Genomic DNA, 24092 nt, shown 5'->3' with positions numbered 1-24092 from the left:
GGCCGAAACCGCTATCTTTATCTCATTGAGGTTCAGTCCACCAGCTCGCGCCAGGAAGTTCTATGCACGCTGCCCGAGCCGGACGATGTCGCTACCGGCGGCGTCTCTATAACGTTGTCGCCATTGCTCTTCTGGTAAATGATGCGGGCATTGCCGTTGCTGTCCTGCACCCAGGTCATGCCCATGATCAGCCCGTCGGTGCTGAAGAGCCCGCCAGCCGGGTTGGTTGTGACGACGCCGCCATTGGCCACATTGAGGTAGTAGCGCCAAGCCGTGCCGCCCGACGCGCAAGCATCGCCGTTCGGGATGGCGGTGGCAACCGACAGGGTGCTGAACTGCAGGCCCAGGTTGGTATTCACGCGTTCACGCGAATGCGGCAGATCGATCCACCACCCGCCCTTGGTCGCCCAGTTGACCGACGTGTTGGATACCGAAGCCGATGTTGCCGTTGCCGCAGGACCATTCAGCGTGAATGTCTGCCTGACGAAGTTTTCAGTGTCGGCGCGCACGTCGCTCCAGCCCGTGGCGGTCAGCGTGTCCCTCACCGCATAGATGCTTTGCTGCGTCGAGTCCGCAATGTCTGACGAACCCAAGTACCGGCCAGTCGCAACCACGATTACTGGCTTGCCTGAAATCTCCACGGTCTCCGGCTTTGTGGTGATGGGTTGCGGGGTCGAGTCGTTGATCTGGAATTTCGCGAGCCGCATCGCTGCCCGGTTGGGCTGCAGGAGCCCGTCTATATCGAAGCGCCAGAGGTTGCCTTGCTGATCGCCTCCGTAGAAGCGCTTGGCTGTGTTGTCGCTGGAGCTTTCAATCCAGGCGTTGATTTTTGCGAGGCCGCTTGGGTCCGCACTGCTGCCTTCGCTGGTGGGAATGTCCAGCAGCAGGGCACCGGTGTTGGCGTTCAGAACATAGAGATGGCCTTTGCCGTCGCCATTGGTGTTGTTGTAGCCGGAGGTAAATGCAACGATCCAAGTGCCGTCGCTGCGTTTTGCAATCACCGGGTTGCCGAAGCTCAGGCCCAGGTTGGGATCGGTGAACTCCCAAAGAGCCTTGGGATCGTTGGGGTCGGTGATGTCCAGTGCGTAGTAGCCGCGGCCGCCGCTGTTCAGGCCGCCGACAACAATGGTCTTCCAGGTCGTGCCGATTTTGATGTCGCCCATGACCGGCGCTCCGTCCACGGAATATTGGTGTTTCGAGCCATAGCTTGTGTCAGCCATCTTGTAGAGGTTGGGCATGACTGCGCCCGGAACATAGGCCCAGAGCTCAGTGCCCCCTGCGCTGCCGCTGGCGGCCGAGAAGGCGTGTAGCATGCCGTCGTTCGAGCCAACGTACACCACGGGCGCGCGGGTTGATTGCGCCGTAACGAAGTCGGCGTAGCCGGCGTCGGCATAGCGGAAGGGCGGCTTTCCGACATAGACCGGGGCGCCATTGATGATGTCGCCTAGCACGTGTTCGCGTTTGCGATAGAGCGCGGCAATGCTGTTGTTTGACGCGTCGACGCTGGCCGTTTCATAGGTGCGTACGCCGCGCAGGTAGTCGACGAGATTGGCGCCATTATTGGCCAGCGTCTTGTTGTTGTCCGAGAGCACCGCGCACTGCGCGGCAATGAGGCTCTGGCTGCAGAAATTGTCGAAGTAACCTCTCTGTGCGGTGCTCAGGTTCCCATATTCGAAGCTCCGAAGGGCCGAACCGTTGCTGAAGTAGATCCTGCGATCCGAAGCGGGGGTCGCATCGAGTTTTGCCTGCGCAGACCACGTGGCGGTATTCGCGATGACGCCCGTTGAACCATTGATCGCAAAGGCTTGCAGATCGCCGGTCCAAAGCTGCGTGGTGTAGCTGGCGCGGAAGACCAAGTTGTTGTCCCCGGCCACCAGTTGGAGCGAACTGGTCGATGCCGTGGCACCCGACCCCGAAACCTGTTGCACTGATGTAACGACGCCGTTGATGGCTTCGCTCAGCGCACTGGCATTGAGTGCCGAGTAATACTGGCCGCGGCCGTTGACGGCTGCGTGCCACAGGTCGTCCACGTTTGTGGCGTTGCCGCCCTCGCCGTCATTCAGGTCCGCGCCTTCGGGCACCGGCCAGTTCAATCTGCCGCTGGTCAGGTCAACATAGGAGCCGGCCGTCTGGGTCAGGTAGTTCTTGTCATAAGGCAAGGTGCCACTCACGCCAAGACCGATGGTGAACGAATTCATGTGCTGCCATGAAGCCCTGTCACTTCCCACCGGGCGCACGATGTTGCTGCAAACATCTTGGCTGCTGCCGGAACTGCTCGAAGTGCAATTGCCGAGCGCACTGGTGCGCAGGTCCGTTGCAAAGTAGTACTGGGCAACGTCGGCCAGCGTATTGCCGGTACCCCCTGAGGTGGACTGCGTTTGGGTTGGCGTGCCTGTAACAGGAGCCTGGGCAACCGGCGTCGAGTTGGTTATGGCTGCCGGTGTAGACCATGCGCTCCAGGTTCCTGCGACGGGAGTCGAATAGACCGTTACGTTGTCGCCCTTAGCTGTCTGGTAGGTTGTGTTTGCGGTTCCGGCCGTGAAGCTGCTGCTGGCGGTGGGAGGGCCATCGCCTGTGAGCGACTCGGTCGGTGTCGCAGTGCTGGTCCAGGTGGAAGTGACTGGCGTGCTGGTGCTTCTGGAAGTCTCGACACCGTCGGTTGTCACTACCGTCTCGGAGTAGGACAAGGTTGCGGATTGAGGCGTCGTACGGGTCCGGGTTTGCGTCTCGGTGTAGCGCTGATTCGTACGCGTGGTGACGGCATACTGCCCCCTGTTCGGATTGCTGGCTTTTGGCGTTGATGAAACAGTGGTGGAGGTGCGCGTCCAGGTTCTGGTTTGCGTCTGCGTGGAAACCGAGTTTCTCGTCAGCGCCTGGGTGTAGGGCGTCACGGTTGTGACGATGACTTGGGCGTCGTCCCGCATCGGGCGAGCCTCGGTACCGTCTTGCTGCCCGATCTCACTGGTACCGTTGAGCTTCAGGCCCTTGGTCTTGTTCCAGTAGCCGTCCGTCGAGAGGAGCGCATAGTTGCGTTGGCAGGAGTACTGGACGGGGTCGTAGCTCTGCTCAGGAGCCTTGTTCGCAAAATACCTTCCCGCCTTGGACAGGGCCGAGCGCAAAGGTGTCCACCCGTTCGGCGAGGCACTATAGAGGCTGTTGTAGAAGTTGGTTTTTTGCGCAATATCGAAATCTTTAACATCGCGAAAATGGTTTTCGCCATCCACCGCGGTTCCATCGCTGATTGTGCTGAAGCCAACGCGGTAGCTCGAGTCGAGCGCCGCAATCGCCCGGCCCATGGCGGTGCGCATCAACAGGTAGCGCTTGCGGTAGTACGAATACCAATTGGCGTAGTTTTGAGCTTCGGCGGAAGCGCTGGTGACCCTCACTGGGTGAAAGAGCGTGGTCGCTGAGGTGGTCGCGGTTCTGCATTCGTTATAGAACGTGTTCCGGACAGCTCCCTCGCTCGTGTAGGCCCAGCCCATCTTGGGCTGAGTACCGCTGTAGGTGTAATAGACCCGGTTGCTGAGATCAGTGGTGGGATTGGTGGTGGGATTCGCCGCTTTGTAGCCATCGTCGCGTGCGGCTGTAAAAACCGCATTGGGATAAGTCGTTCCGTCCGCATTGAGCGGTGGCGAATAGGTCATGGTGGGGTCGTAGGCCACGCCATTGCATTGCGCGGAACTGTATCCATACCTGCCACTGGTCATTTGGTCCGGCATGTAGTCGTTGTCCATACTCCCCGAATCGTCCAGGACGAACAACAGGTTCGGCTTGGCTTGAACGGCAGGCAGCGTGGCCATCGGCTGGTTCGACAGGTCTGTGGAGGCTGCCTCGACAACGGGGGCGAACAAACCCACCAGAAATGCACAGACCATTGCCGCACAGCAGATGGCCTGCCTTTGGGGCTTTCGATTGAGGACAGGAGTGAGTCTATTTTTCATGGTGTTGGGTTTTCCGTCTGGCGCCGGATTGGCGCTCCCTCATCAGAAATGGACAATGGTTTCGGTGAAGCTGGCTGTGTTGCGCGCGCCCAGCACGCGGACCACGATCCGGTAATACGGTCCGGATGCACCACCGGCAAAAGGCTGCTCGGCGTAGTTCATTTCGCCCTTCTTGGTAACGCTGGCACCGCTGCTCGAAATTGGCTTGGCGCAACTGATGCTTGCATCTGTGAGGTAGTTGCCCGGTTTGGAGCACAGCCTGAAGATGACAAAGCGGGCGTCGTTGTTGTTGATGGTGCCGGCATCCGCGGTCGTTACGGTGCAGCCGTTGTACGTGCCGGTCGTGGCTGACTGGCAGCTATTCCCATCCCAATCGATCAGTTGGCGGTTGTTGCTGGCGGCGAGTTGCCGACCGGTTACATCGATCGGTGGTTTTGCCGTAATGCCATCGGCGGCAAGCTCTTGCGTGCTTGCGTAGTAGCCGCTCGAAGCAGCGTCGGTGTTTAGGCTGGCGCTGTTGGCAGTCAACCAGTCAATGGCTTGGCGCGCGGCCTGGTCTGCGGACGAAGTGGCATCCTGCTTGAAACCCATGTTGCCCAGCAGCAGCGTGCTGGTGTCAACCGAACGTACCAGCGCCAATGTTGCAAGCAAAAGCGCGACCAGGGTCAGCAGAGCGAAAAGCAGTGAGACGCCGCGTTGAGCGCGCCGACGTTGGGAGAGATTCAAGAGTCTGATTTGCATGGGATGGCTCAGGAATTCCAGAGAACATTGCGCAGAGGCACGATCGTGTCGTAGACCTTGAAGCGGTAGTGCTCCCACTCGGGGACGTGGCTCACCTTCAGCCCAAGGCACTTGCTGGTCCCATGACAGGTGGCGGTGCCTGCGATGGTGGCGTTCGCACCGACGTCCCACTGAGGCGGACCCGCGGTGACCGTCTCCTTCTCGTACTGATTGCTGCGTGCCACCACTGCAATACGAATCGCGAGCACCTGCAGCCAGCCCGCGTTGCTGGTGGGCGTGGTGTTGTCATATGTGTCGACAACGCCGTCGCCATTGGTGTCCTTGCCATACATGGCTTGGACGTTGACGATCTGCGGATAGAGTTCCAACGGCGGGTTCGTCAGCGCCCCGTTTACAGGGGAGCGTTCGACCATTTGGAGGCTATTGGCGCTACTGACGGAGTAGCTGCGATAGACCATCGAACCCATGTTCAGCAGATAACTGCCCGACACGTATCCACTCTCCGGGAATATGCTGTTCTGGTTCCATTTGCTCGCAGCGGTGGCGGCGTGAGGTACGCGTGTGGGTCCCAGCGTCGTGGCTGGGGACGTTGTGTCGTTTGTCACGCTGAACAATGTGCACCCCAGGCCGGTACCCTGTATTTTTGGCACGGCGATCATCATGTTGCCGACCACGGCGCCGAATGAGGACGCTACCTCGAAGTAGTTGCTGGACTGTGGGTGGTCTTCCTTGAGGACCATGGGGGCCGAGAAGTTTGTGGTTCGGCCTTGCAAGACAGTGATCATGTCCGGCGCGTCGGTGTCGGTGCTGCTGCCGTTGGTGATAACGACCGGTGCCAGCGGAAAGACAAATGACGCGCCGCCCGCGTCGTACTTCCCCGTCACTGAGCAGCCGAGTGCATCTGGGCTTGCCGCCGCACCGTAGCCCGCCATCTGCACATCGCGTTGAAGGGTGAAAAGCGATAGCGCACCATTGACCTGCGCGTCACTGCCCATGGTGATTGAGCGCTTCTTGCCTTCGGCGAGCGCGAGCACCTGGCTGATGACCAGCACTGTGAGCAGACCCAAAACAAGGCCGACCATGAGCTCGACCAGGGTGAAACCCCGCTGGGAAGGATGCTTGGAGAGGATGTATTTAGCGGTGCGCATCTCAGTTCGCAGCCTTGGAGACGGTGGTGTGCGTGACGTACTGGTGCGTTTCGCCGTTCGGCATCGTCCAGCTGATGGTGACGGCGACATCGCCAGAGCTTGCATTGACGGTGACGGCTCCGCTCCCACTAGGCAGGCTGCTTCTGACTTTGCTCTGCCATTCGCTGCATCGAGCTTGCGCGGCGCATCCGGCGCCGTTGTAACCAGCCAGATTTGTAAGGTCGGACCACATGCGTCCATTCAATTCACTGGCTAGGTAGGCGGCGTCGGCGCGTACCTTGGAATCGGTCTGGGCACGCGTCATCGACGCTTGCAGGCCGACCAGCCCGAGCACCCCAAGCATGAAGATCAGCAAGGCTACGAGCACTTCAATCAATGCGATACCTTGAGAGCGACGGACTTCACATGGGCGGCGCGCGTTCTTGATTCCGCCGTGCACCGGCTTGCGATTCACTCGATTCAGCATTTGCGGGGATCCTTTGCAGTGCTGTCGACAATGGACGGCTCGCACATGCGTACGGCGCCTGAAGGCGAGACAACGATTCGCAATGCCCTGGTGCCACTGGTACCGGTTACGTCAATCTGTCCAATGGCATCGCTGTTGGCAATGCGGCCAAAACCGTTGAAAGTAACGCTTGTGCCTTCGGTGGACCCGTCAGCGGACTGAATCGCGGTGACGGAGACTCTTCCACTGCTGTCCCCGGACGGGCGACCTGTAACGATCATGGGAGAACTGGTCGTTGACGGAGCGTCGGCACAATGTCCAATCGGCGAATTCACGCTCACTATCCAGGCACCGCTGGCGCCTGAGAGAGAGCAGTCATCGCTCAGCACGGCCGGATCGTCGAGCGACACCAGCCAGAGCGACACGTTCTGATTGCGACGCACGGCTTCGCCGCGCGCCAGCTGAAGCCCGTTCTGCAGCGAGTCGGCAACGTTGCGTATACGGGTATTTTCCAGCCATGTGCTGATGTTCGGCATGACTGAGAAAAGGATCAGTGCCAGCACCGCGATGGTGACGATGAGCTCGACCAGTGTGAAGCCGCGTTGTCGCATGGTGATCGCCATAGCTCAATCAGCAGGTGCTAGCACTCGTAAGCCAGCAAGATTGCGTTACGTTGCTGCCTTTGAACTGGGTGGTAGTCCGATCGCCGTTGTGATTGATGGTGTAGGTGTGACCGACCGCTTGTCCTGCGCTTCCAGTGGCAGTGATCACATAGTTCTGCTGGTTGTTGGAAGTTGAACAGCTGTAGCTGAAGTATTTGGCGCCAGAGGGTGTGAACGCGGCCGCTGCATTGGCAGCGCAATTCGTCCCGGCAGGACCGTAGCTTCGGTTGTCCTGGTAATACTGCTCCATCGTTGCCCGATAGGTGGATAGCGTATTGAAAGCCTCCGGCAACTGCCCACGGCGCACATAGTCGTTGTAGGCCGGCACTCCGACGGCAGCCAAGATACCGATGATTGCCACAACGATCATCACTTCGATCAACGTAAAGCCACACGAACCGCGTCGCGCCTGAGAAGCGCGACGCAAAAAGCTTGCTTGTTTCTTCAAGAGACACCTTTCAGACCGATTTCAGGCCTTCCGCCAGAGGGGCGGCAACAGTTGCAGACAGTTGTCAAAGAATGTCTCTAATTGTGTTTTTTTGCAAAACCGCTCGTCTCCCGCTCACTGCCATTCGTCGGCCCGGCCGGTCGGCACAATTAGCGGAATGACTTCCCACGTTGCGCCCGTCGAGGCGGCCGCACTTCCGTCAAAAGCAGTGGGTCCCTTGGGGGCCGGCTTGGTCGCGCTCCCGTTTCTCTGCCCCCTCGTGGCCGGTCCTTCGGTCCAGGTTTGGCAGCTGTTCGCCACCTGGATCTGCCTTGCAGCATTGCTTCTCGCAATCCCTCCCGGCGCGCCCGCGCGGGGCATCTGGGCTTGGCTAGCGACCGGAATGGCGGTGGTCATGCTTTCCTCTCACGGCTCGCCCGCTCTGTGGCTGCCCGCCGTCGTAGTGCTGGGCGCCATTGCAACAACCGCCTGCGTGGGCGCCGGCATCGCCCGGGGCGGCCCCTACGCCCCAGCGGTACTGGCGACCGGCATCCTCGCGGCCGGCCTCGTCAGCGCCGTCCTCGGCCTGCTCCAGTACTACGGGCTTGCCGAACCGCTGGTGCCCTGGACCACCACGCCCGCGCTCGGCCAGGCATACGGCAACCTGCGCCAGCGCAACCAGTTCGCCACGCTGATCAGCATGGCGCTGGTGGCAGCACTCTGGATTCACGCCACGCAGCCGTCGGTGCAGATCAGGCGTTGGCTGGTGTTGGCTGCTTCGCTGCTGTTGGTGGCCGCGGCGGCGTCGACGTCGCGCACCGGCCTGCTTCAGCTGCTATCGATCGTAGGCGTCGCAACCTTGATCGCGTGGCGCGAACGCCGCAGCGCGCCTGAAAGCGACAGGAAGCATTTCAGCCTGCCGCCGCCGCTCGTGCTGCTGGCGATGATCCCGATCTATTTCGCCATCGCATGGGTGCTGCCCCAACTCACCGCCAGCGAAGTCGAAGGCATGATGCGCCGCCTGCAAGAAGGCGCCCCAGGCGACCACACGCGAGTGATTCTCTGGCGCAATGTGCTCACGCTGATTTCCGAGCATCCGTGGACGGGGTGGGGCTGGGGCGAGCTGGCCTTTGCGCACTACAGCACGCTGTATTCAGGGCCACGGTTCCCGGAGATTCTGGACAACGCGCACAACCTGCCGCTGCACCTGGCCGTGGAGCTGGGCATACCGGCATCGGTGCTGATCTGCGGCGGGTTCATCTGGATGGTGCTGGCGGCGCGGCCCTGGCGCGAGCGCGACCCGGCGCGGCTCATGGCGTGGGGCATGCTGGGGGCGATCGTGCTGCACAGCCTGCTGGAATATCCGCTCTGGTATGGGCCGTTCCAGCTGGTGTTCGGGCTGTGCCTGGGAATGCTGTGGCCGGTGCGAGTTGTCTCGTCGCGGCAACGGCTCAAAGCCAGGTGGCTCAACGCGCCGGTGTTGCCCGCCGTGGCGGCCACTGCGCTGGCGATTGTGGTCGGCTATGCCACCTGGGACTACATCCGCATCAGCCAGATCTACCTGCCGCGCGACGAACGTTTGCCGGCTTACGAAGACGACACGCTGGCCAAGGCGAAGAAGTCCTGGCTCTTTGTACGGCAGGTGGGTTTTGCCGAACTGACGCTCACGCGGGTGACCGCTGCCAATGCCGCCGAAATGCATTCCCTGGCCGCGCGCACCCTGCATTTCTCGCCCGAGCCGCGCGTGATCGTCAAGCTGATCGAAAGCGCCGAACTGACGGGGCGGGACCAAGAGGCCTGGGAACAGGCGGAGCGCTTCCGAATCGCCTTTCCGGTGGAATACGAGCGGTGGCTGAGGGGCCAGCCAGTCGACGCGCGGTCGCCCTAGATTTACCTAGCTGGCAGGCTAACCAGCGACGTAGCTCCCCGACTTTCCGCCGTGCTTTTCGAGCACATGCACGTCGGTGATCCGCATGCCGCGGTCCACCGCCTTGCACATGTCGTAGATCGTGAGCAGCGCCACCTGCACGGCGGTCAGCGCTTCCATTTCGACGCCTGTCGGCCCCACGGTTTCAACCGTTGCCGTGCACACCACCTGCGGCGCGTTGCCTTCTTCGGCCAACGCAAACGCCAGCGCCACGCGTGTGAGCGCCAGCGGGTGGCACAGCGGAATGAGGTCGCTGGTTTTCTTGGCGGCCTGGATGCCGGCAATGCGGGCGATGCCGAGCACGTCGCCTTTCTTTGCGGTGCCCGATTCGATCAGCGCCAGCGTGGCGGGCTGCATCTCGATGCGGCCGGTGGCCACGGCCACGCGGTGGGTTGCGGGCTTGGCCGCGACGTCGACCATGTGGGCTTGGCCCTGAGCGTCGAAATGGGTGAGGGAGCTCATGTGTGAACGTTCGGTGTGGAGGTGCATCATACGAGCCCGAGCCATGGACGAGGAATGCCGCGCTTGACTCCTTTTGCCAAGAAAAAAAGTTCTGCCGCGCCCGCTTTGCGGTCGTTGTGCGCTACTGTTTTGATAGCTTGCCAGGTATTGTTGCCGGTGCCTGCCCGCGCGCAGCTGCAGGTGCTGCCGGGGCTGGGCGACGGCGGCGAAATGACGGCCAGCGCCGAGCGCCAGCTGGGCGACCAGATTGCGCGCGAGCTTTATCGCGACACCGACTATATCGACGACGCGGTGGTCGGCGCGTACGTGCAGGAAATCTGGCAGCGCCTGATGACTGCCGCACGCGAGCGCGGCGAGCTCACGCCCGAGCTCGACGAGCGTTTTGCCTGGGTCGTTCTGCTGGGCCGCGACCGCAACATCAACGCCTTTGCGCTGCCGGGCGGCTACCTGGGGCTGAACATGGGCCTGATTGCCACCGTGGGCAGCCGCGACGAGCTGGCGACGGTGCTCGGCCATGAACTCTCGCACGTCACGCAGCGCCACATCTCGCGCATCATGAGCCGGCAGGGCAAGCAGATGCCGCTGATGCTGGCGGGGCTGATCCTCGGCATGATCGCGGCCAGCAAGAGCCGTAACGCCGATGCGGGCCAGGCCGTGATCATGGGGAGCCAGGCGCTTTTCATGCAGAACCAGCTGAGCTTCTCGCGCGACATGGAGCGCGAGGCCGACCGTGTCGGTTTTGGCGTGATGACCCAGGCGGGCTTTGCACCGCAGGGCGCGGCGACCATGTTCGAGAAGCTGCAGTACGCCGCGCGCCTCAACGACAACGGCTCGTACCCCTATCTGCGCAGCCACCCGCTCACCTCGGAGCGCATTTCGGACATGCAGGGGCGATTCCAGTTCCGCATGGACGCGGCCCCGGCCATGCCGCTGGTGATGGACCACGCGATGATTGCGGCGCGCGCGCGGGTGCTCACGCGGCCGGGTGTCGATGTGCTGCGGCTTTGGGTCGACGCCGCCTCGAGCGGCGAGTTCGCCAGGAGCAGCCCGGCCCAGCAGGCCGGCACGCTCTACGCGGCAGCGCTGTCGGCCAAGGAGCTGCGCGATTTCAGATCGGCGCGTGCACTGGCCGAGCGATTGACTGCGCGCACCGCCGAAGACGCATCCGCCGCCAAGCTGGCGCGATGGCTCAACGCCGAAATCGAACTCGCCGGCGGCGGTGCTCCCAAGGCCGCCACCCTGCTCGACGTGAAATCCAGGGAACGGCCGGAAATGCTGCTCGCAGCCGAGGCCGCCGTGGCCACCCGCCAGCCTGCGCCCATGGTGCCCGTGCTGCGCGACTGGGTGGCCACGCATCCGCGCGACGCCACTGCCTGGCGGGCGCTGGCCAATCTTTACGGCGCACAGAACGACACCTTGCGCGCCGTGCGGGCCGATGCGGAAGCGAACGTGGCCATCCTCGACTACCCCGCTGCACGCGACCGCTTCAAGGCCGCGCAGGAGCTGGTGCGCAAGCCCGGTGCGCCCATCGACCACTACGAGGCGTCGATCATCGACACCCGTGCGCGGGCGGTGGAAGCGATGGTGAAGCGGCAGGCTGAAGAGCCGCCGCTGCGCTGAGCCGGGTCGGGTGACGCGAGCGGGAGCTCTCGCTCAGCGCTTCGAAAGAAGCCCGCCCAGCGCGGCTTCGATGATCAGCCCCAGCAGCGAATAGATCAGCGAGCCGATCAGCGCCGCGACGAAGCCGCTGACCTGAAAGCCGCCCAGCAGGCCCGATGCGGCCCAGAACAGCAGCGCATTGATCACGAACAGAAACAGCCCCAGCGTGACGATGGTGACCGGCAGCGTCAGCACCACCAACACTGGCCGGACGATCATGTTGAGCAGGCCGATGACCGCGGCGGCAATCAGCGCGGAGCCGAAGCTGTTGACCTGGACGCCGCTGTAGAGATAGGCCACCGCCAGCAGCGCGACGGCGCTGAGCAGCCATTTGATGATGATTCGCATGCGCCGCAGGATACCCCAGCGGCTCCAAAACAACGAACCCCGGGCGTTGCCGCACCGGGGCTCGTCAGGGGACGTTTCGCAGCGTTGAACCGGCGGCTTATTCGGCCAGTTCGTTCGCAAGCACCAGCAGCGCACCCATGCCCATCACGGCACCGGGAAACGCCCAGCCCGACTGGCGCGGCGGCGTCTGCTCGTGCGTGACCGGCTCCAGGTCGACACCGATCTTGGGACGGCGCGCATCGACCACGTGCGTGGCCGCATGTTCGCGCTTGAGCTGCTGCGTCAGTTCGGTCAGCGGGCCCTTGGCAAGCACCGCCGTCACCTGCCCGCCATTGCGCTCCAGCATGGGCAGCAGCTGCGCCTGCACCTTGCTGAACCACTTGGCGCGCCAGTTTTCGCGCGCGCTGTGGCTCACCCACTTGCTGATGCGGTGCGTCATGCGCGGAGCGCAGGCCACCAGTACCCAATGGCGCGCCACGACGCTGCCGGCGTCCGGTGCGAGTTCTGCGAACTGCTCGGCGGCATAGCCAGCGTCGTCGACATAGAGAATGATCTTTTCCATGAGGCGCTCCTTCAAGTAGTTAGAGTGGCAGAGACTGTTCCATAGAGGAAGAGCATTTTCTCCGATGGCGGCTGCGGGCGATCAGCTCGTCGTCGCGGCTTCTTCGGCGTGCTTCGGGCGGCGCATGGCCACCAGCTTGCCGATGACCAGCACCAGCAGCGCGCCGGCAATACCGGCGGCGTACCTGACGGTGTCGCTCTGAGGCACCTTCGGCACCCAGGTCCAGGCCGCGGTGTTCGACAGCGCGGGATCGGACACCGCCATGGTGCCGGCAATCCAGCCCAGCAGCATGCCGCCGATCGTGATGATGATCGGGAAGCGGTCCATCAGCTTGATGACCAGCTGGCTGCCCCAGACGATGATCGGAATGCTCACCAGCAGGCCGAAGATCACGAGCGGCATCTGGTGGCCCTGGCCGGCACCTTGAGCGGCGCCGGCAATGGCGATCACGTTGTCCACGCTCATGACCAGGTCGGCCACGATGACGGTCTTCACGGCGGCCCACAGCTTGTCGCTGCCCTGGATGTTGCCGTGCGCATCGTCATGGTCGGGGGCCAGCAGCTTGACGCCGATCCACACCAGCAGCGCGGCGCCGACCAGCTTGAGAAACGGAATCGCCAGCAGCGTGAGCGCGAAGAAGATCAATATCACGCGTAGCACGATGGCACCGGCGGTGCCCCAGAGAATGCCCTTGGTGCGCTGCGCAGGCGGAAGCTTGCGGCAAGCCAGGGCGATGACGACGGCGTTGTCGCCACCGAGAAGAATGTCGATCATGATGATCTGACCGACCGCGACCCAGAATTCCGGGGCCATGAACTGTTCCATAGGTTCCTCTTGTCTTCGCGCGCCATTCGGCCATCCATCCTAAGAGGAATGGCGGCAGTTTGGCGCATTCGTTCGTTTCGATTCATCCCGTGCGGGCTGTTCGAAGCATGACGAAGACCGGTGGTGGAACCGGGAATTCAGGAACGCTTCGATCAAACCTGCACAGGTTCAAATCGAAGGTCTTGCTCGACAGCGCATACCGCAGGCACGCGTTGCCCGACAGGCCGGAAGTGTTGTGCTTCGTATTGACGACCTGGCGTTTTCCGCCGTTGGACGGCAGTCGGGAGCTACTCCCCTTCGTGGGGGATTAGATCATCGAGCCCCCGCCCTGGCAACCAAAAGTTTTCTGCGGGTTGGGGATGACGCGCCAAAACGCGCGCGAACAGGGCCTCCGGCGCTTCATTTTTGGTAGCGCACATAACCTTCAGCGGCTGCGGGGCATTGCCGGACTATGATCGCCGCTCGCTGTTTTTTCTCTCCCATGGCCGCCATTCACATCACAGACATCGAGGCCGCCATCAACCATTGGCGCGAGAAGAGTCCCTCGCCCGACGGCATCACGCTGGCGCCCGAATTGCGCGCGCTCGCGGAGGTTTATGCGCTCATGGTGTTCCACCATGAAGACGAGGTCGACGAGCAGGGCTTCCCTGAAAAAGCCTGGGCCGCCTGGCTCGACTGGTACCACAGCACGCCCGACACGCCGTGCATCGCCATCTGCTCCACGAGCCAGGGCGACGACCAATGCAAGGGCTGCGGCCGCAGCTTCGACGAGGTGCAGCACTGGCCCGCCATGTCGCCGGCCGAAAAGCGCGTCACGTGGCGCCGCATCACCATGGAAGACACGGCCTGGCGCTTCAACAAATACGCCGAGCGGGCGCGCGAAGCCGAGCCGCCGCAATGGCCGGACGAAGATCCCGCCGAGCCCCTCGGCCCCGACGACACGCCCTGAAAGAGGCCCACGCATGCGCCGCCTCGCCCAAGCGCCGAACCTCGCAATCGCGACCTTGTGGGTGCATGCGCTGCGCGAGGAGGGCGTCGAGGCAACCGTTCAGCGTGAATTTCTCGGCGCGGTGATGGGCCAACTGCCGCCCGACCAGTGCCTGCCGGAAATCTGGATCGACGACGAAACCCAGTTCGAGCGCGCGCAGCAGGTGCTGCATGCGGCGCAGCACCGGCCGCAGCGCAACTGGCAGTGCGCCTGCGGCGAGCGGATCGAAGGCGGCTTCGAGCAGTGCTGGCACTGCGGCGCAATGATGCCGGCGGCCTAGCGCCTGTTGAATGCTTACTTCCAGCGCAGCAGTTCGACGTCGATGCTGTGGGTGCCGTCGCCCAGCGTCAGCGTGTTTTCCTGGATGGTCGCCTGCAGCTGCATGCTGCGTTGCGCCAGCGCGGCCAACGCTTGCGAGGCCTCCGTCGGCACGCGATAGACAGACAGGTTCTGCGGCCGCGTGAGTTTGTTCTCGATGCCGCGCCACCAGATCTCGGCGGCATGGTTGAAGCAGTAGACGATCACTTCGTCCGACTTGCCGCAGGCCTTGATGATGGGCTTGTCCTCGGGCTGGCCGACCTCGACCCACAGCTTGGTCTCGCCCGTGAAATCGCGCAGCCACACATCGGGCTCGTCCACGTTCGACAGACCCGCGCCGAAGGCCAGCGTGCCGTCGCCCTGGCACACGTCCTGCAGCTTGTAGGCATTGAGCGCGAGCGCGACGAGCCGGATCATCATCCGTTCGTCGGTCTCGCTCGGGTGGCGCGCCAGGGTCAGCGCATGGTCGGCGTAGTAGCCGTGGTCGATGTCGGCCACCGCGAGGGCGGCCTTGAAGATGGTGGATTTGAGGGCCATGGGTGCGCGAGTGTATGCGCCCCCACGGGCGCCGTCAGAACGCCACCGAGGCCTGCAGGTACAGCGTGCGCGGCTGGCCCACGTACTTGCCGCCGTTGTTGTCGACCGAGCGGTTGTAGTAGCGGCGGTCGAACAGGTTCTTGACGCCCACGGCCAGCTTCAGGTTGCTCATCGAGGGGCCGAAGTCGTAGCCCGCGCGCAGGTTCATGGTGGCGTAGCCCGGAATGTTGCCGAGCCGGCCGGTCGAATCTTCGAGCGTGATGTAGTTCGCGCCGTCGTCGGGCGAGCCCGGTGAACGCTGCTTCGATTGCGCGTACACGTCGGCGTTGAAGGTCCACGGCCCGCGCTCGTAGCGTGCGCCGAGCGTTGCCACCTGGCGCGAGTAGAACGGCAGGTCGCGGCCCGCAAAGGCGCCCGCCTTGGAGGTGGCCTGCGTGTACGTGTAGGTGGCCGACAGCGACAGGCCCTTGAGCGAATCGCTCAGGCTGCCCATGTCGTAGCGCAGCGCCGACTCCAGGCCGCGGTGCCGAGTGGCGCCCAGGTCGGTCCACTGCCCGACGTCGCCGGTGATGGAGCGGGCCAGCTGCAGTTCCTTGTCGAAATTGATGTTGAACAGCGTCAGCTCGCCGCTCCAGGTCTCGCCCTTGTAGTGCGTGCCGATTTCGTAGGTCTTCGCCTTCTCGGGATGCAGGCCGGTGGTGGACTGCGCAAGCTGGGCGTACTGCTGCGGGCCGAACGACACGCCGGCGTTCGCAAATACCGACCAGCGCTCGCTCATGCGGTAGAGCACCGACAGCGTCGGCAGCACTTCGTTCGAATCGATCTTCGGATAGATCGCGCCCGTCACCCGGTTGTTTGCCACGGTGAAGACATCGTTGTGCGAGCGGATCGACTCGTAGCGCACGCCGGGCGTGATCGTCCAGTTGCCGAAGTCGATGCGGTCGTCGATGTAGAAGGCATGCGCGGTCGTGCCGCCCTTGCTGGTCTGGTACGCCGGCTGCGCGCGCGTGTAGGCGTTGTAGCCGGGCGTGGGCGTGTAGTAGCTGCTGCGCGTTGCCACCTCGGAGGCTTCTTCCTTGAGGTAGCGCAGGCCCACGCTCACTTCCTGCACCACGCTGCCCGAATCGATCAGCCGCGAGTAGCGGGGTTCGATGGCAAAGGTCTTGTAGTCGCGCGGAGCCGTGGTGAGCCGGCGCCGGCCGGTGTTGGCGCCGGTGCCTTCCTGCTCGAGGTAGCTGCTGCGGTACGAGTCCGTGTAGTAGGTCAGCATCTCGAACTTGTTCACGCCGTCGTTGTGCGTGTACTTGATCGAGCCGTCGGTGCGGCGTCCGGAAAATTCGTCGAAAGGGCGGTCCGACTGGAACGGGTTGGCCGCAAACTGCGCCGTCGTCAGGCCGCCGGGCATGCGGCCCTTGCCTTCGAAATGATGCAGCGACACGGCAATGTCGTCGGTCTTCGAGATGCGATACGCGCCCTTCAGCATCAGGTCGTTGATGCTGGTGTGGTCGTTGCTCTGCCGAAAGCCGTCGCCGTGCGTGCCCGAATACAGCAGCGCAAGACCCAGGCCGTTCTCGTTGGTGCCGCCCACGAACAGCGTGGGCGTGGTCTTGAGGCCGCCGCCGTGGCTGGCGCTTTCAACGCCCACGCCTACTTCGCCCGCGAACTGCTTCGGAATCGCCCGCGTCACGAAGTTGATGATGCCGCCCACGTTCTGGGGGCCGTAGCGCACCGAGCCCGCGCCGCGCACCACGTCGACCGCCTCCAGGCTGCCAAGGGAAAGGGGTGCCAGCGACAGCTGCGGCTGGCCATAGGGCGCATAGGCCAGCGGCACGCCGTCCAGCAGGATGGTCGAGCGCGGCGACAGCCGCGAGGTGAGCCCGCGCACGCCCACGTTGAGCGAGATGTCGCTGCCGCCCGTGCCGTTGCTCTCCTGCACCTGCACGCCGGGCACCTGGCGCAGCACGTCGCGCACGCTGCTCGATCCGCTTTCCTGGATCTGCTTGCGCTCGATGATGCTGCGCGCGCCCGGATGCTCGAGCACCTTGGTCTCGTTGGGCGAGCCCAGCCAGTCGCCGGTGACGGTCACCGCCTCCAGCGATTTAGCGCCCGATGCGGCATCGGCAGGCTCCGCGTCGGCCGCAAAACTCTGGAAGCTGATGGGAAACAGCGCCATGACCAGCGCGGCGCACTTTTTCTGCTTGAACAAGGTTTCTCCTCGGATATCAATAATCGAAAGCTGCTGCGGCGCTCCGCTCAAGACGTGGTGCGGGTGCTGCCGGAAAGTGCCCGGTCGCGGGCTGCCGCCGCGGCCACCGCGCGGCGCCGCCACCAGAGCCAGACGCCGCTCACGCCCAGGCCGCAAAGGGCAAGGCCGAGCAGCACCGTGACCGCCTGGTGCACCAGCCCGCCCAGCTCGCCGGTGTGCAGCGGGTAAATCACCACCACCGCGCCGTTGCCCACGTCCAGGTCCTGCCAGCGGCGCACCGCCAGCACCTCGCCCGTCAGCGGATGCAGCCAGGCCGAACCGATGCCGTTCGGATGCGGGTCGTCGGGCAGCCGGAAGCGCACGCGCAGCGGCCGGTCGGGCTTGGCCGGCACCTGCACGTAGCCGATCGGCTGGCCCGGAAACACCTGCTGGGCGCGTGCGACGAGCTCGTCGAGCGAAAGCCGGGGGCCTGACGCGGGGCCCTTGGGCACCACGGGCGGCTTGACCTGCTGCTGCCCGACCGCGGCTGAAATGAAGTTGCCGAGCGGACGCCAGGCCATGTAGGCGCCCGTGAAGATCGACACCGCAATCAGCAGCCCGAGCACCGCGCCGCCGGTGCGATGCAAATCGAACAAGCCGCGCAGCAGCCCGCGGTTCAGCACGATGCGCAGCGAAGGCGGCCAGCGCGTGGGCCACCAGAGCACCACGCCCGTGACCAGCAGGAAGAGGTAGGCCAGTGCCACGAAGGCCAGGATGCCCTTGCCCGTGTCTTCCAGCAGCAGGCTGCTGTGAAGTTCGAACAGCAGGTTGTAGGCGCCTTCGTGAGACCCGCGCCGGCCTTGCTCAGCCCCGGTTGTCGGGTCAAGGTAGAGCGTGCCTTCCCACGGCCCGCGCACGTACACCCAGAGCGTTTCGCCGGGCTTGCGCGGTGGCCGCAGCGTGAAGTTGGTGGTGGGACCGAACTCGGCCAGGATGCGCTGGCGCAGCGGCTCGAGCGGCAGCGCGGCGGGGGCCGTTGCTGTTCCCGCATCGGCCGCGCTTCGCGCGACGAAAAAGGCGGGATGCGCGTAGCGATCGATCGGCAAGGCCACCACCAGCACGGCGCCAAGCAGCGCCGTGAGGGCGAGTACCGGTCCGAGCGAAAGGCCGATCCAGCGGTGAATCTTGAGCCAGAGGCGTCTCAGGGGGGCGCGCATGAACAACGGGGACTTCGAGGCGTCCCGTCACGGTTGTTGGCTGGCGCGCCGGTCACGGCGCGTTGGCTGGAAATCTCGGCAAACGAAAGGCGAAAGCGCCAAGCGAACAGCCGCCCTCGGGCGGCTGGTGCATCGGTGCGGGAAGCCTCAGATTCTACTGGCGAGCTCCGCGGCCTTGCCCACGTAGCTCGCGGGCGTCATGGCCAGGAGCCGCTCTTTTTCGGATTCCGGAATCTCGAGCGAGCGGATCAGGCCGTGCAGCGCCTCGGCGGTGACCGTCTTGCCGCGCGTCACTTCCTTCAGCTGCTCGTAGGCGCCCTGCACGCCGTAGCGGCGCATCACCGTCTGGATGGGCTCGGCCAGCACTTCCCAGGAGGCGTCGAGGTCTTCGGCCAGCGCTTCTTCGTTGAGCTCCAGCTTGCCGAGCCCGGTGGCCAGGCTCGCATACGCCAGCGTGGCGTAGCCGAAGGCCACGCCGATGTTGCGCAGCACCGTGCTGTCGGTCAGGTCGCGCTGCCAGCGGCTGATCGGCAGCTTCTCGCTCAGGTGGCGCAGCACCGCATTGGCCAGGCCCAGGTTGCCCTCGGCGTTTTCAAAGTCGATCGGGTTGACCTTGTGCGGCATCGTCGAAGAGCCGATTTCGCCTTTCTTGAGCCGCTGCTTGAAGTAGCCCAGGCTCACATAGCCCCAGATGTCGCGCGAGAAGTCGATCAAGATGGTGTTGGCGCGCGCCACGGCGTCGAACAGCTCGGCCATGTAGTCGTGCGGCTCGATCTGGATGCTGTACGGCTGGAAGCTCAGACCCAGGCCCAGCGGCGCTGGCGTTTCGATCACCTTGCGGCTGAATGCCTCCCAGTCGAAGTCTGGCCAGGCCGCAAGGTGGGCGTTGTAGTTGCCCACCGCGCCGTTCATCTTGCCAAGCAGCTGCACCGCCGCAATCTGCGCGCGGGCCTTCGACAGGCGCACCGCCACGTTCGCGATTTCCTTGCCGACGGTGGTGGGGCTCGCGGTCTGGCCGTGCGTGCGCGACAGCATCGACACGCCGGCAAACTGGTGCGCCATTTCGCGCAGCTTGGCAATCAGACCGTCGATGGCCGGCAGCACCACTTTCTCGCGGGCGGCCTGGATCTGCAGCGCATGGCTGGTGTTGTTGATGTCTTCGCTGGTGCAGGCAAAGTGCACGAATTCGGCGGCGGCCAGCAGTTCCGGCCGGGCTTCGAACTTGGACTTGATCCAGTACTCGACCGCCTTCACGTCGTGGTTGGTGGTCTTTTCGATTTCCTTGATGGCCAGCGCGTCGGCCTCCGAGAAATGGGCGACCAGGCCCAGCAGGTACTTGCGGGCGCCGCCCGTGAGTGGCTTGAATTCAGCGAAGCCGCAGTCGGACAGCGCAATGAACCACGCCACCTCGACCTGCACGCGCCGGTGCATGTAGCCCTGTTCGCTCATCAGCGGGCGCAATGCCGCGAGTTTGGCCGCATAGCGGCCGTCCAGTGGGGAGAGGGCGGAAACGGTGGAGAAGCTCATGCCCGAATTTTAGGCGGCCCGCGCCGAGGCCCGTTTGCGACAGTTCGAAGCTGCCTTTTTCAGCGTTCCCCTAAAATAGCCACGAACAATCGTTATCAAAGCAAAGGGAGAGAGCCTTCATGAAACTGATCGGATCGGCCGCCAGCCCTTATGTGCGCAAGGTGCGCGTGGTGCTGGCCGAGAAACGGCTCGACTACCAGTTCGTGATCGAAGATGTCTGGTCCGCCGACACCACCATCGCCCACTCCAACCCGCTCGGGAAGGTGCCTTGCCTCATCATGGAAGGCGGCGAGGCGATGTTCGACTCGCGCGTGATCGTCGAATACCTGGACACGCTGTCCCCCGTGGGCAAGCTCATTCCGCAGCAGGGCCGCGAGCGTGCCGAGGTCAAGACCTGGGAAGCGCTGGCCGATGGCGTCATGGACGCCGGCGTGCTCTGGCGCCTGGAAGCCACCTGGAGCGGCCGCGGCGACGGCGAGCGCAGCGCCACCTGGATCGAGCGCCAGCGCGCCAAGGTCGAGGGCGGCATTGCCGCCATGGCCAAGGGCCTGGGCGACAAACCTTTCTGCAGCGGCATTCACCTGAGCCTGTCGGACATCGCGGTCGGCTGCGCGCTGGGCTGGGTGGGGTTTCGCTTTCCCGAGATCGACTGGCGCGGCGAGCACCCGAACCTCGGAAAGTTGTACGACAAGCTGATGCTGCGGCCCAGCTTCATCGACACGCAACCATGAATTGAAAAAGGCGCCCCGGGCGCCTTTTTCAATTCCGGGGCACCGTTGTGCGGCGCCCCCTTTCGTGGAATACAAAAATGCTGCGAGGCGCCCCGACGCGAAGGAGGGAGGGAGGGAGGAGGAGAAGAATCACCTCGGGATTTCGACCAGACGAGAAACGCCTGGAAGACCTCGCAACATGAAAACCGGAGGACATTTGCTGTCCACGTCTTTTATGAGGACAGTGTGCCAGCGCGGTTCCCGGTTCAGTGGTAAACGTTTGTGACGATCAGTTCACGCGTACTACAAGACTCCGATGCGAGAAGGAGCAGGTCGGGGGCTCTCGGTCAATTGGCGGCGAGCTGGCTCTCCACCACCTTCACGAAGGCGGCCTCGTCCGGTGCAGTCATGCTCGACCACGCCTGAACCACCTTGCCGTCGCGCCCGATCAGGTATTTGTAGAAGTTCCACTTCGGCGTGGTGCCGGAGGCCAGCGCCAGTTGCTTGAACAGCGGGTTGGCATTCGGACCGCGCACCGAGGATTTCGCAAACATCGGAAACTTCACGCCGAAGGTGCTTTCACAAAAATCGGCAATTTCCTTGTTGGAGCCCGACTCCTGGGAGAAATCGTTCGACGGAAAGCCCAGCACTACCAGCCCGCGCGATCGATATTTGCTGTCCAGCGCCTCTAACCCCTTGTATTGCGGGGTAAAGCCGCAGAAGCTCGCGGTGTTGACCACCAGCACCACTTTGCCGGAGTACTGGCACAAAGATTGGGGTTTTTCGTCCTGCAGCCTCGGGAAGGTGTGTTGCAGAGTGGCCGGGCAGGCCGCGTCGGCGGGTGCGGTGGCCGGAGCCGTAGATGGCCCGGCAGAGGGGGCCTGGGCACCCGCCGTACCAGCGGCAAGCAGGCAAGCCGCGAGCGCGGCGGCCTGTGCAAGGCGCATCGGCACGGGCGATCGGGTGGGGGTTGGCATAGGGGCTCCTGGTACAAAAATGGGGGTATGTATCCGTGCCGTCAGGGGGCGCATGGCCGCATCATCGCGTGTCTGTCACGAGCGCGCCAAGCAGGCCGACTAAAATCGGCGGCCTTAGAAAGATTTTGATGCTTTATCCGGAACTCTTCAGACAACTCGAATCTGTCCGCTGGGACATGGACAAGGACATTCCCTGGCAGTCGTTCGATGCTTCGCTGCTGTCCGAAGAACAGGCGCAAACCATCAAGATGAACGCCATTACCGAGTGGGCGGCGCTGCCGGCCACCGAAATGTTCTTGCGCGACAACCGCCACGATAGCGATTTTTCCGCTTTCATGTCGATCTGGTTCTTCGAGGAGCAGAAGCACTCGCTGGTGCTCATGGAGTACCTCAAGCGCTTCAGCCCCCAGCATGCGCCCACCGAGCAGGAGCTGCACGAAGTGCGCTTCGACTTCGACCCGGCGCCCCCGCTCGAGACCCTCATGCTGCATTTCTGCGGCGAGATCCGCCTCAACCACTGGTACCGCCGCGCGGCCCAGTGGCACACCGAGCCGGTCATCAAGCACATCTACACCACGCTGAGCCAGGACGAAGCCCGCCACGGCGGCGCCTACCTGCGCTACATGAAGCGCGCGCTCGAAAAGTTCGGCGACGAAGCCCGCGCCGCCTTCACCAAGGTTGGCGTGCTGATGGCCAGCGCGCGCCGCACCGCGCAGGCGCTGCACCCCACCAACCTGCACGTCAACAAGGCGCTGTTCCCCAACGACACCATCCAGAGCCGCATGCCCGACCCGGATTGGCTCGAGCACTGGCTGGACAAGCAGATCAAGTTCGATGCCGTCTGGGAGGGCAAGGTCGGCGAGCGCATCCTGCACAACCTGAGCCTGCTCATGAACCGCAGCTTCAAGACCGTGCAGGAGCTCAACCGCTACCGCAAGGAAGTCTCCGCCAACCTCGGGCCGAAGGCCGAGTACCAGGGCGCTTGAAGGAATAAAGGGGCGCGTCCCGCGAAATGGCCTGTCACAAACCAGGCCGCTCGCCCGTCTTGTGACCATGGACGACGCCACCCTTACCTTCGACAGCCACCGCCGCCGCCTTCAGGGCATTGCCTACCGCATGCTCGGCACCGTCGCCGAGGCCGAAGAGGTGGTGCAAGACGCCTGGCTGCGCTGGCACGAGGCCGACAAGACCGGTTTCGACAGCGCCGAGGCCTGGCTGGTCACCGTCGTCACACGGCTTTCCATCGACCGGCTGCGCGCCGCCAAGGTCCAGCGCGAGCATTACATCGGCGCCTGGATGCCCGAGCCCACGCTCACCGATGCCCCCGCCACGCCGGAGCAGCTGCTCGAGCGCGCCGACAACGTGTCGGTGGCTTTCCTTGCCGTGCTGGAGCGCCTGGCGCCCGAGGCGCGCGCCGCCTTCCTGCTGCGCGAAGTGTTCGACGCCGACTACGAAGAAGTTGCCCGCACCCTCGGCAAGAGCGAGGCCGCCTGCCGCCAGCTGGTGCACCGCGCCAAGGCGCAGGTGCAGGAGGCGCGCCCGCGATTCCAGGTTTCGCGTGAAACCCACCAGCGCCTGCTTCAGGCCTTTGCCGATGCGGCCGCGCGCGGCAGCCTGCAGGACCTGAAGGCGCTGATGGCGGAAGACGTTGAGCTCATCGGCGACGGCGGCGGCAAGGTGCAGACCTTCAGCAAGGTCCTGCGCGGCAGCCAGCGGCTGGCGCAGCTTTACTTTGCGCTCTGGCGCCGCATGGGCCCCGCGGTGCGCATGGAACTGGTGGACATCAACGGCGAGCCCGGGCTGCTGCGGTTTCTCGACGGCCAGCTCGAATCGGCGCAAACCTTCGAGATCGAGGGCGAGCGCATCGTGCGCATCCGCGCCCAGCGCAATCCCGACAAGCTGGCGCGCATCGCTCGGCTTTTTTCTTCGCAGTAGTTCGCGCGGCGTGTCACAGGGCTGGGTGCCGGCCCGTCTTCAGTGGGTAGGAAGCAGATCTTTCAAACCCAAACCACTGGAGCATTTTCATGAACACGACCCCGCGCCTGAACTGGTTCAAGACCATCCCCAAGACCTTCGAAGCCATCCTGGCGGTCAGTGCCAGCATCGATTCGAGCACCGTCGGCAAGACGGTGCTCGATCTGGTGTTCGCGCGCGTCTCGCAGATCAATGGCTGCGCCTACTGCCTCGACATGCACGTGCGCGACCTGCGCAAGCAGGGCGAGGGATGGCAGCGCATCAACAGCCTGGCGACTTGGCGTGAAGTGAGCTTTTTCAACGATCGCGAACGCGCGGCGCTGGCGTGGGCCGAATCGCTCACGCGGCTGGCCGATCATCACGACGAGCGCGAAGCCGAGTTCGCAGCCTTGAAGGCGCAGTTCAGCGATGTCGAGATTGCCGAGCTCACCGTGGCTGTCGCGCAGATCAACACCTGGAACCGCATCAACGTGGGCATGCGCGTGCCTGTCGCTGCCAAGGCGCTGGACTGA

The 24092-nt window shown here is 63.8% G+C and carries 23 protein-coding genes; 8 read left to right on the top strand and 15 right to left on the bottom strand.

Translation table 11 applies throughout. The features are described 5' to 3' along the window. Positions 1-32: 32 nt before the first annotated feature. The 6 genes from M0765_RS08055 to M0765_RS08030 are packed head-to-tail and all read right to left on the bottom strand — an operon-like array spanning position 33 to position 7385. Positions 33-3941: a pilus assembly protein gene (locus M0765_RS08055; RefSeq protein ID WP_258503000.1), complete on the bottom strand. Its 3909-nt coding sequence runs from the start codon at positions 3939-3941 to the stop codon at positions 33-35. Positions 3942-3983: 42 nt separating this feature from the next. Continuing rightward, positions 3984-4682: a pilus assembly protein PilX gene (locus tag M0765_RS08050; protein WP_258502998.1), complete on the bottom strand. Its 699-nt coding sequence runs from the start codon at positions 4680-4682 to the stop codon at positions 3984-3986. 8 nt (positions 4683-4690) lie between these two features. Continuing rightward, positions 4691-5830 carry a PilW family protein gene (locus M0765_RS08045; protein WP_258502997.1) on the bottom strand — a complete coding sequence of 380 codons (1140 nt, stop codon included), beginning with the start codon at positions 5828-5830 and terminating at the stop codon, positions 4691-4693. A 1-nt stretch (position 5831) separates the two neighbouring features. After that, positions 5832-6296, bottom strand: coding sequence for a type IV pilus modification PilV family protein (locus M0765_RS08040; protein WP_258502996.1), 465 nt, complete (start codon positions 6294-6296; stop codon positions 5832-5834). Continuing rightward, entirely contained in the window at positions 6290-6898 is a 609-nt protein-coding gene (locus M0765_RS08035) for a GspH/FimT family pseudopilin (protein ID WP_258502995.1), read from the bottom strand. Before M0765_RS08035 ends, M0765_RS08040 begins: the two co-directional genes overlap by 7 nt. 7 nt (positions 6899-6905) lie before the next feature. Continuing rightward, positions 6906-7385, bottom strand: a complete 480-nt coding sequence (locus M0765_RS08030; protein WP_274708770.1) for a type IV pilin protein — start codon at positions 7383-7385, stop codon at positions 6906-6908. 394 nt (positions 7386-7779) lie between these two features. Between M0765_RS08030 and M0765_RS08025 the strand changes: the two genes are divergently transcribed. Beyond that, on the top strand, positions 7780-9252 hold the full coding sequence (locus M0765_RS08025) for a PglL family O-oligosaccharyltransferase (RefSeq protein WP_258502993.1): 1473 nt from the start codon (positions 7780-7782) through the stop codon (positions 9250-9252). 18 nt (positions 9253-9270) lie between these two features. Here the strand turns inward: M0765_RS08025 and moaC are convergent, their stop codons facing one another. Next, positions 9271-9753 (bottom strand): cyclic pyranopterin monophosphate synthase MoaC, encoded by a 483-nt coding sequence (moaC, locus tag M0765_RS08020; protein WP_028258305.1) that lies wholly within the window; start codon positions 9751-9753, stop codon positions 9271-9273. A 54-nt stretch (positions 9754-9807) separates the two neighbouring features. On the opposite strand from moaC, the gene M0765_RS08015 reads away from it, so the two are divergent. Beyond that, positions 9808-11373, top strand: a complete 1566-nt coding sequence (locus M0765_RS08015) for a M48 family metalloprotease (RefSeq protein WP_258502992.1) — start codon at positions 9808-9810, stop codon at positions 11371-11373. Positions 11374-11406: 33 nt separating this feature from the next. Here M0765_RS08015 and M0765_RS08010 read toward each other — a convergent pair whose 3' ends face one another. The 3 genes from M0765_RS08010 to M0765_RS08000 all read right to left on the bottom strand — a co-directional run bounded on the left by M0765_RS08010 (position 11407) and on the right by M0765_RS08000 (position 13147). Then, positions 11407-11760, bottom strand: a complete 354-nt coding sequence (locus tag M0765_RS08010) for a phage holin family protein (RefSeq protein WP_258502991.1) — start codon at positions 11758-11760, stop codon at positions 11407-11409. Between the two features lie 97 nt (positions 11761-11857). Continuing rightward, the gene (locus M0765_RS08005; protein ID WP_126749590.1) at positions 11858-12322 is read right to left on the bottom strand and encodes a hypothetical protein; all 465 of its coding nucleotides are present in this window, start codon (positions 12320-12322) and stop codon (positions 11858-11860) included. An 81-nt stretch (positions 12323-12403) separates the two neighbouring features. After that, positions 12404-13147 carry a TerC family protein gene (locus M0765_RS08000; RefSeq protein WP_258502989.1) on the bottom strand — a complete coding sequence of 248 codons (744 nt, stop codon included), beginning with the start codon at positions 13145-13147 and terminating at the stop codon, positions 12404-12406. Between the two features lie 481 nt (positions 13148-13628). Between M0765_RS08000 and M0765_RS07995 the strand changes: the two genes are divergently transcribed. Beyond that, positions 13629-14096, top strand: a complete 468-nt coding sequence (locus M0765_RS07995) for a DUF3717 domain-containing protein (RefSeq protein ID WP_157616416.1) — start codon at positions 13629-13631, stop codon at positions 14094-14096. Positions 14097-14109: 13 nt separating this feature from the next. Continuing rightward, positions 14110-14415, top strand: a complete 306-nt coding sequence (locus M0765_RS07990) for a putative signal transducing protein (protein ID WP_258502988.1) — start codon at positions 14110-14112, stop codon at positions 14413-14415. A 14-nt stretch (positions 14416-14429) separates the two neighbouring features. Here the strand turns inward: M0765_RS07990 and M0765_RS07985 are convergent, their stop codons facing one another. From M0765_RS07985 to purB, 4 genes are all read right to left on the bottom strand, one after another. Then, a complete protein-coding gene (locus M0765_RS07985) occupies positions 14430-14990 on the bottom strand; it encodes a YaeQ family protein (protein ID WP_258502986.1) in 561 nt (186 codons plus the stop codon). A gap of 34 nt (positions 14991-15024) precedes the next feature. Further along, positions 15025-17163 carry a TonB-dependent receptor family protein gene (locus M0765_RS07980; protein WP_258508179.1) on the bottom strand — a complete coding sequence of 713 codons (2139 nt, stop codon included), beginning with the start codon at positions 17161-17163 and terminating at the stop codon, positions 15025-15027. Positions 17164-17243: 80 nt separating this feature from the next. Further along, entirely contained in the window at positions 17244-18392 is a 1149-nt protein-coding gene (locus M0765_RS07975) for a PepSY-associated TM helix domain-containing protein (RefSeq protein ID WP_258502985.1), read from the bottom strand. A gap of 147 nt (positions 18393-18539) precedes the next feature. Continuing rightward, a complete protein-coding gene (purB, locus tag M0765_RS07970) occupies positions 18540-19919 on the bottom strand; it encodes an adenylosuccinate lyase (RefSeq protein ID WP_258502983.1) in 1380 nt (459 codons plus the stop codon). Positions 19920-20038: 119 nt separating this feature from the next. On the opposite strand from purB, the gene M0765_RS07965 reads away from it, so the two are divergent. Next, complete coding sequence (locus tag M0765_RS07965) at positions 20039-20650, top strand: glutathione S-transferase N-terminal domain-containing protein (RefSeq protein ID WP_126749582.1); 612 nt, start codon at positions 20039-20041, stop codon at positions 20648-20650. Positions 20651-20976: 326 nt separating this feature from the next. Here M0765_RS07965 and M0765_RS07960 read toward each other — a convergent pair whose 3' ends face one another. Then, on the bottom strand, positions 20977-21606 hold the full coding sequence (locus M0765_RS07960) for a glutathione peroxidase (RefSeq protein WP_446751542.1): 630 nt from the start codon (positions 21604-21606) through the stop codon (positions 20977-20979). A gap of 128 nt (positions 21607-21734) precedes the next feature. Between M0765_RS07960 and M0765_RS07955 the strand changes: the two genes are divergently transcribed. The 3 genes from M0765_RS07955 (at position 21735) to M0765_RS07945 (ending at position 24092) form a co-directional block, all read left to right on the top strand. Continuing rightward, on the top strand, positions 21735-22592 hold the full coding sequence (locus tag M0765_RS07955) for a ferritin-like domain-containing protein (RefSeq protein WP_258502981.1): 858 nt from the start codon (positions 21735-21737) through the stop codon (positions 22590-22592). Between the two features lie 67 nt (positions 22593-22659). Beyond that, positions 22660-23541 (top strand): RNA polymerase sigma-70 factor, encoded by an 882-nt coding sequence (locus M0765_RS07950; RefSeq protein WP_258502979.1) that lies wholly within the window; start codon positions 22660-22662, stop codon positions 23539-23541. Between the two features lie 89 nt (positions 23542-23630). Beyond that, complete coding sequence (locus M0765_RS07945) at positions 23631-24092, top strand: carboxymuconolactone decarboxylase family protein (protein WP_258502978.1); 462 nt, start codon at positions 23631-23633, stop codon at positions 24090-24092.

Source organism: Variovorax sp. S12S4, assembly GCF_023195515.1.
Taxonomy (GTDB): Bacteria; Pseudomonadota; Gammaproteobacteria; order Burkholderiales; family Burkholderiaceae_C; genus Variovorax.
The sequence above is the reverse complement of the archived record's forward strand: the minus strand, read 5'-3'. Positions and strand labels throughout refer to the sequence as shown.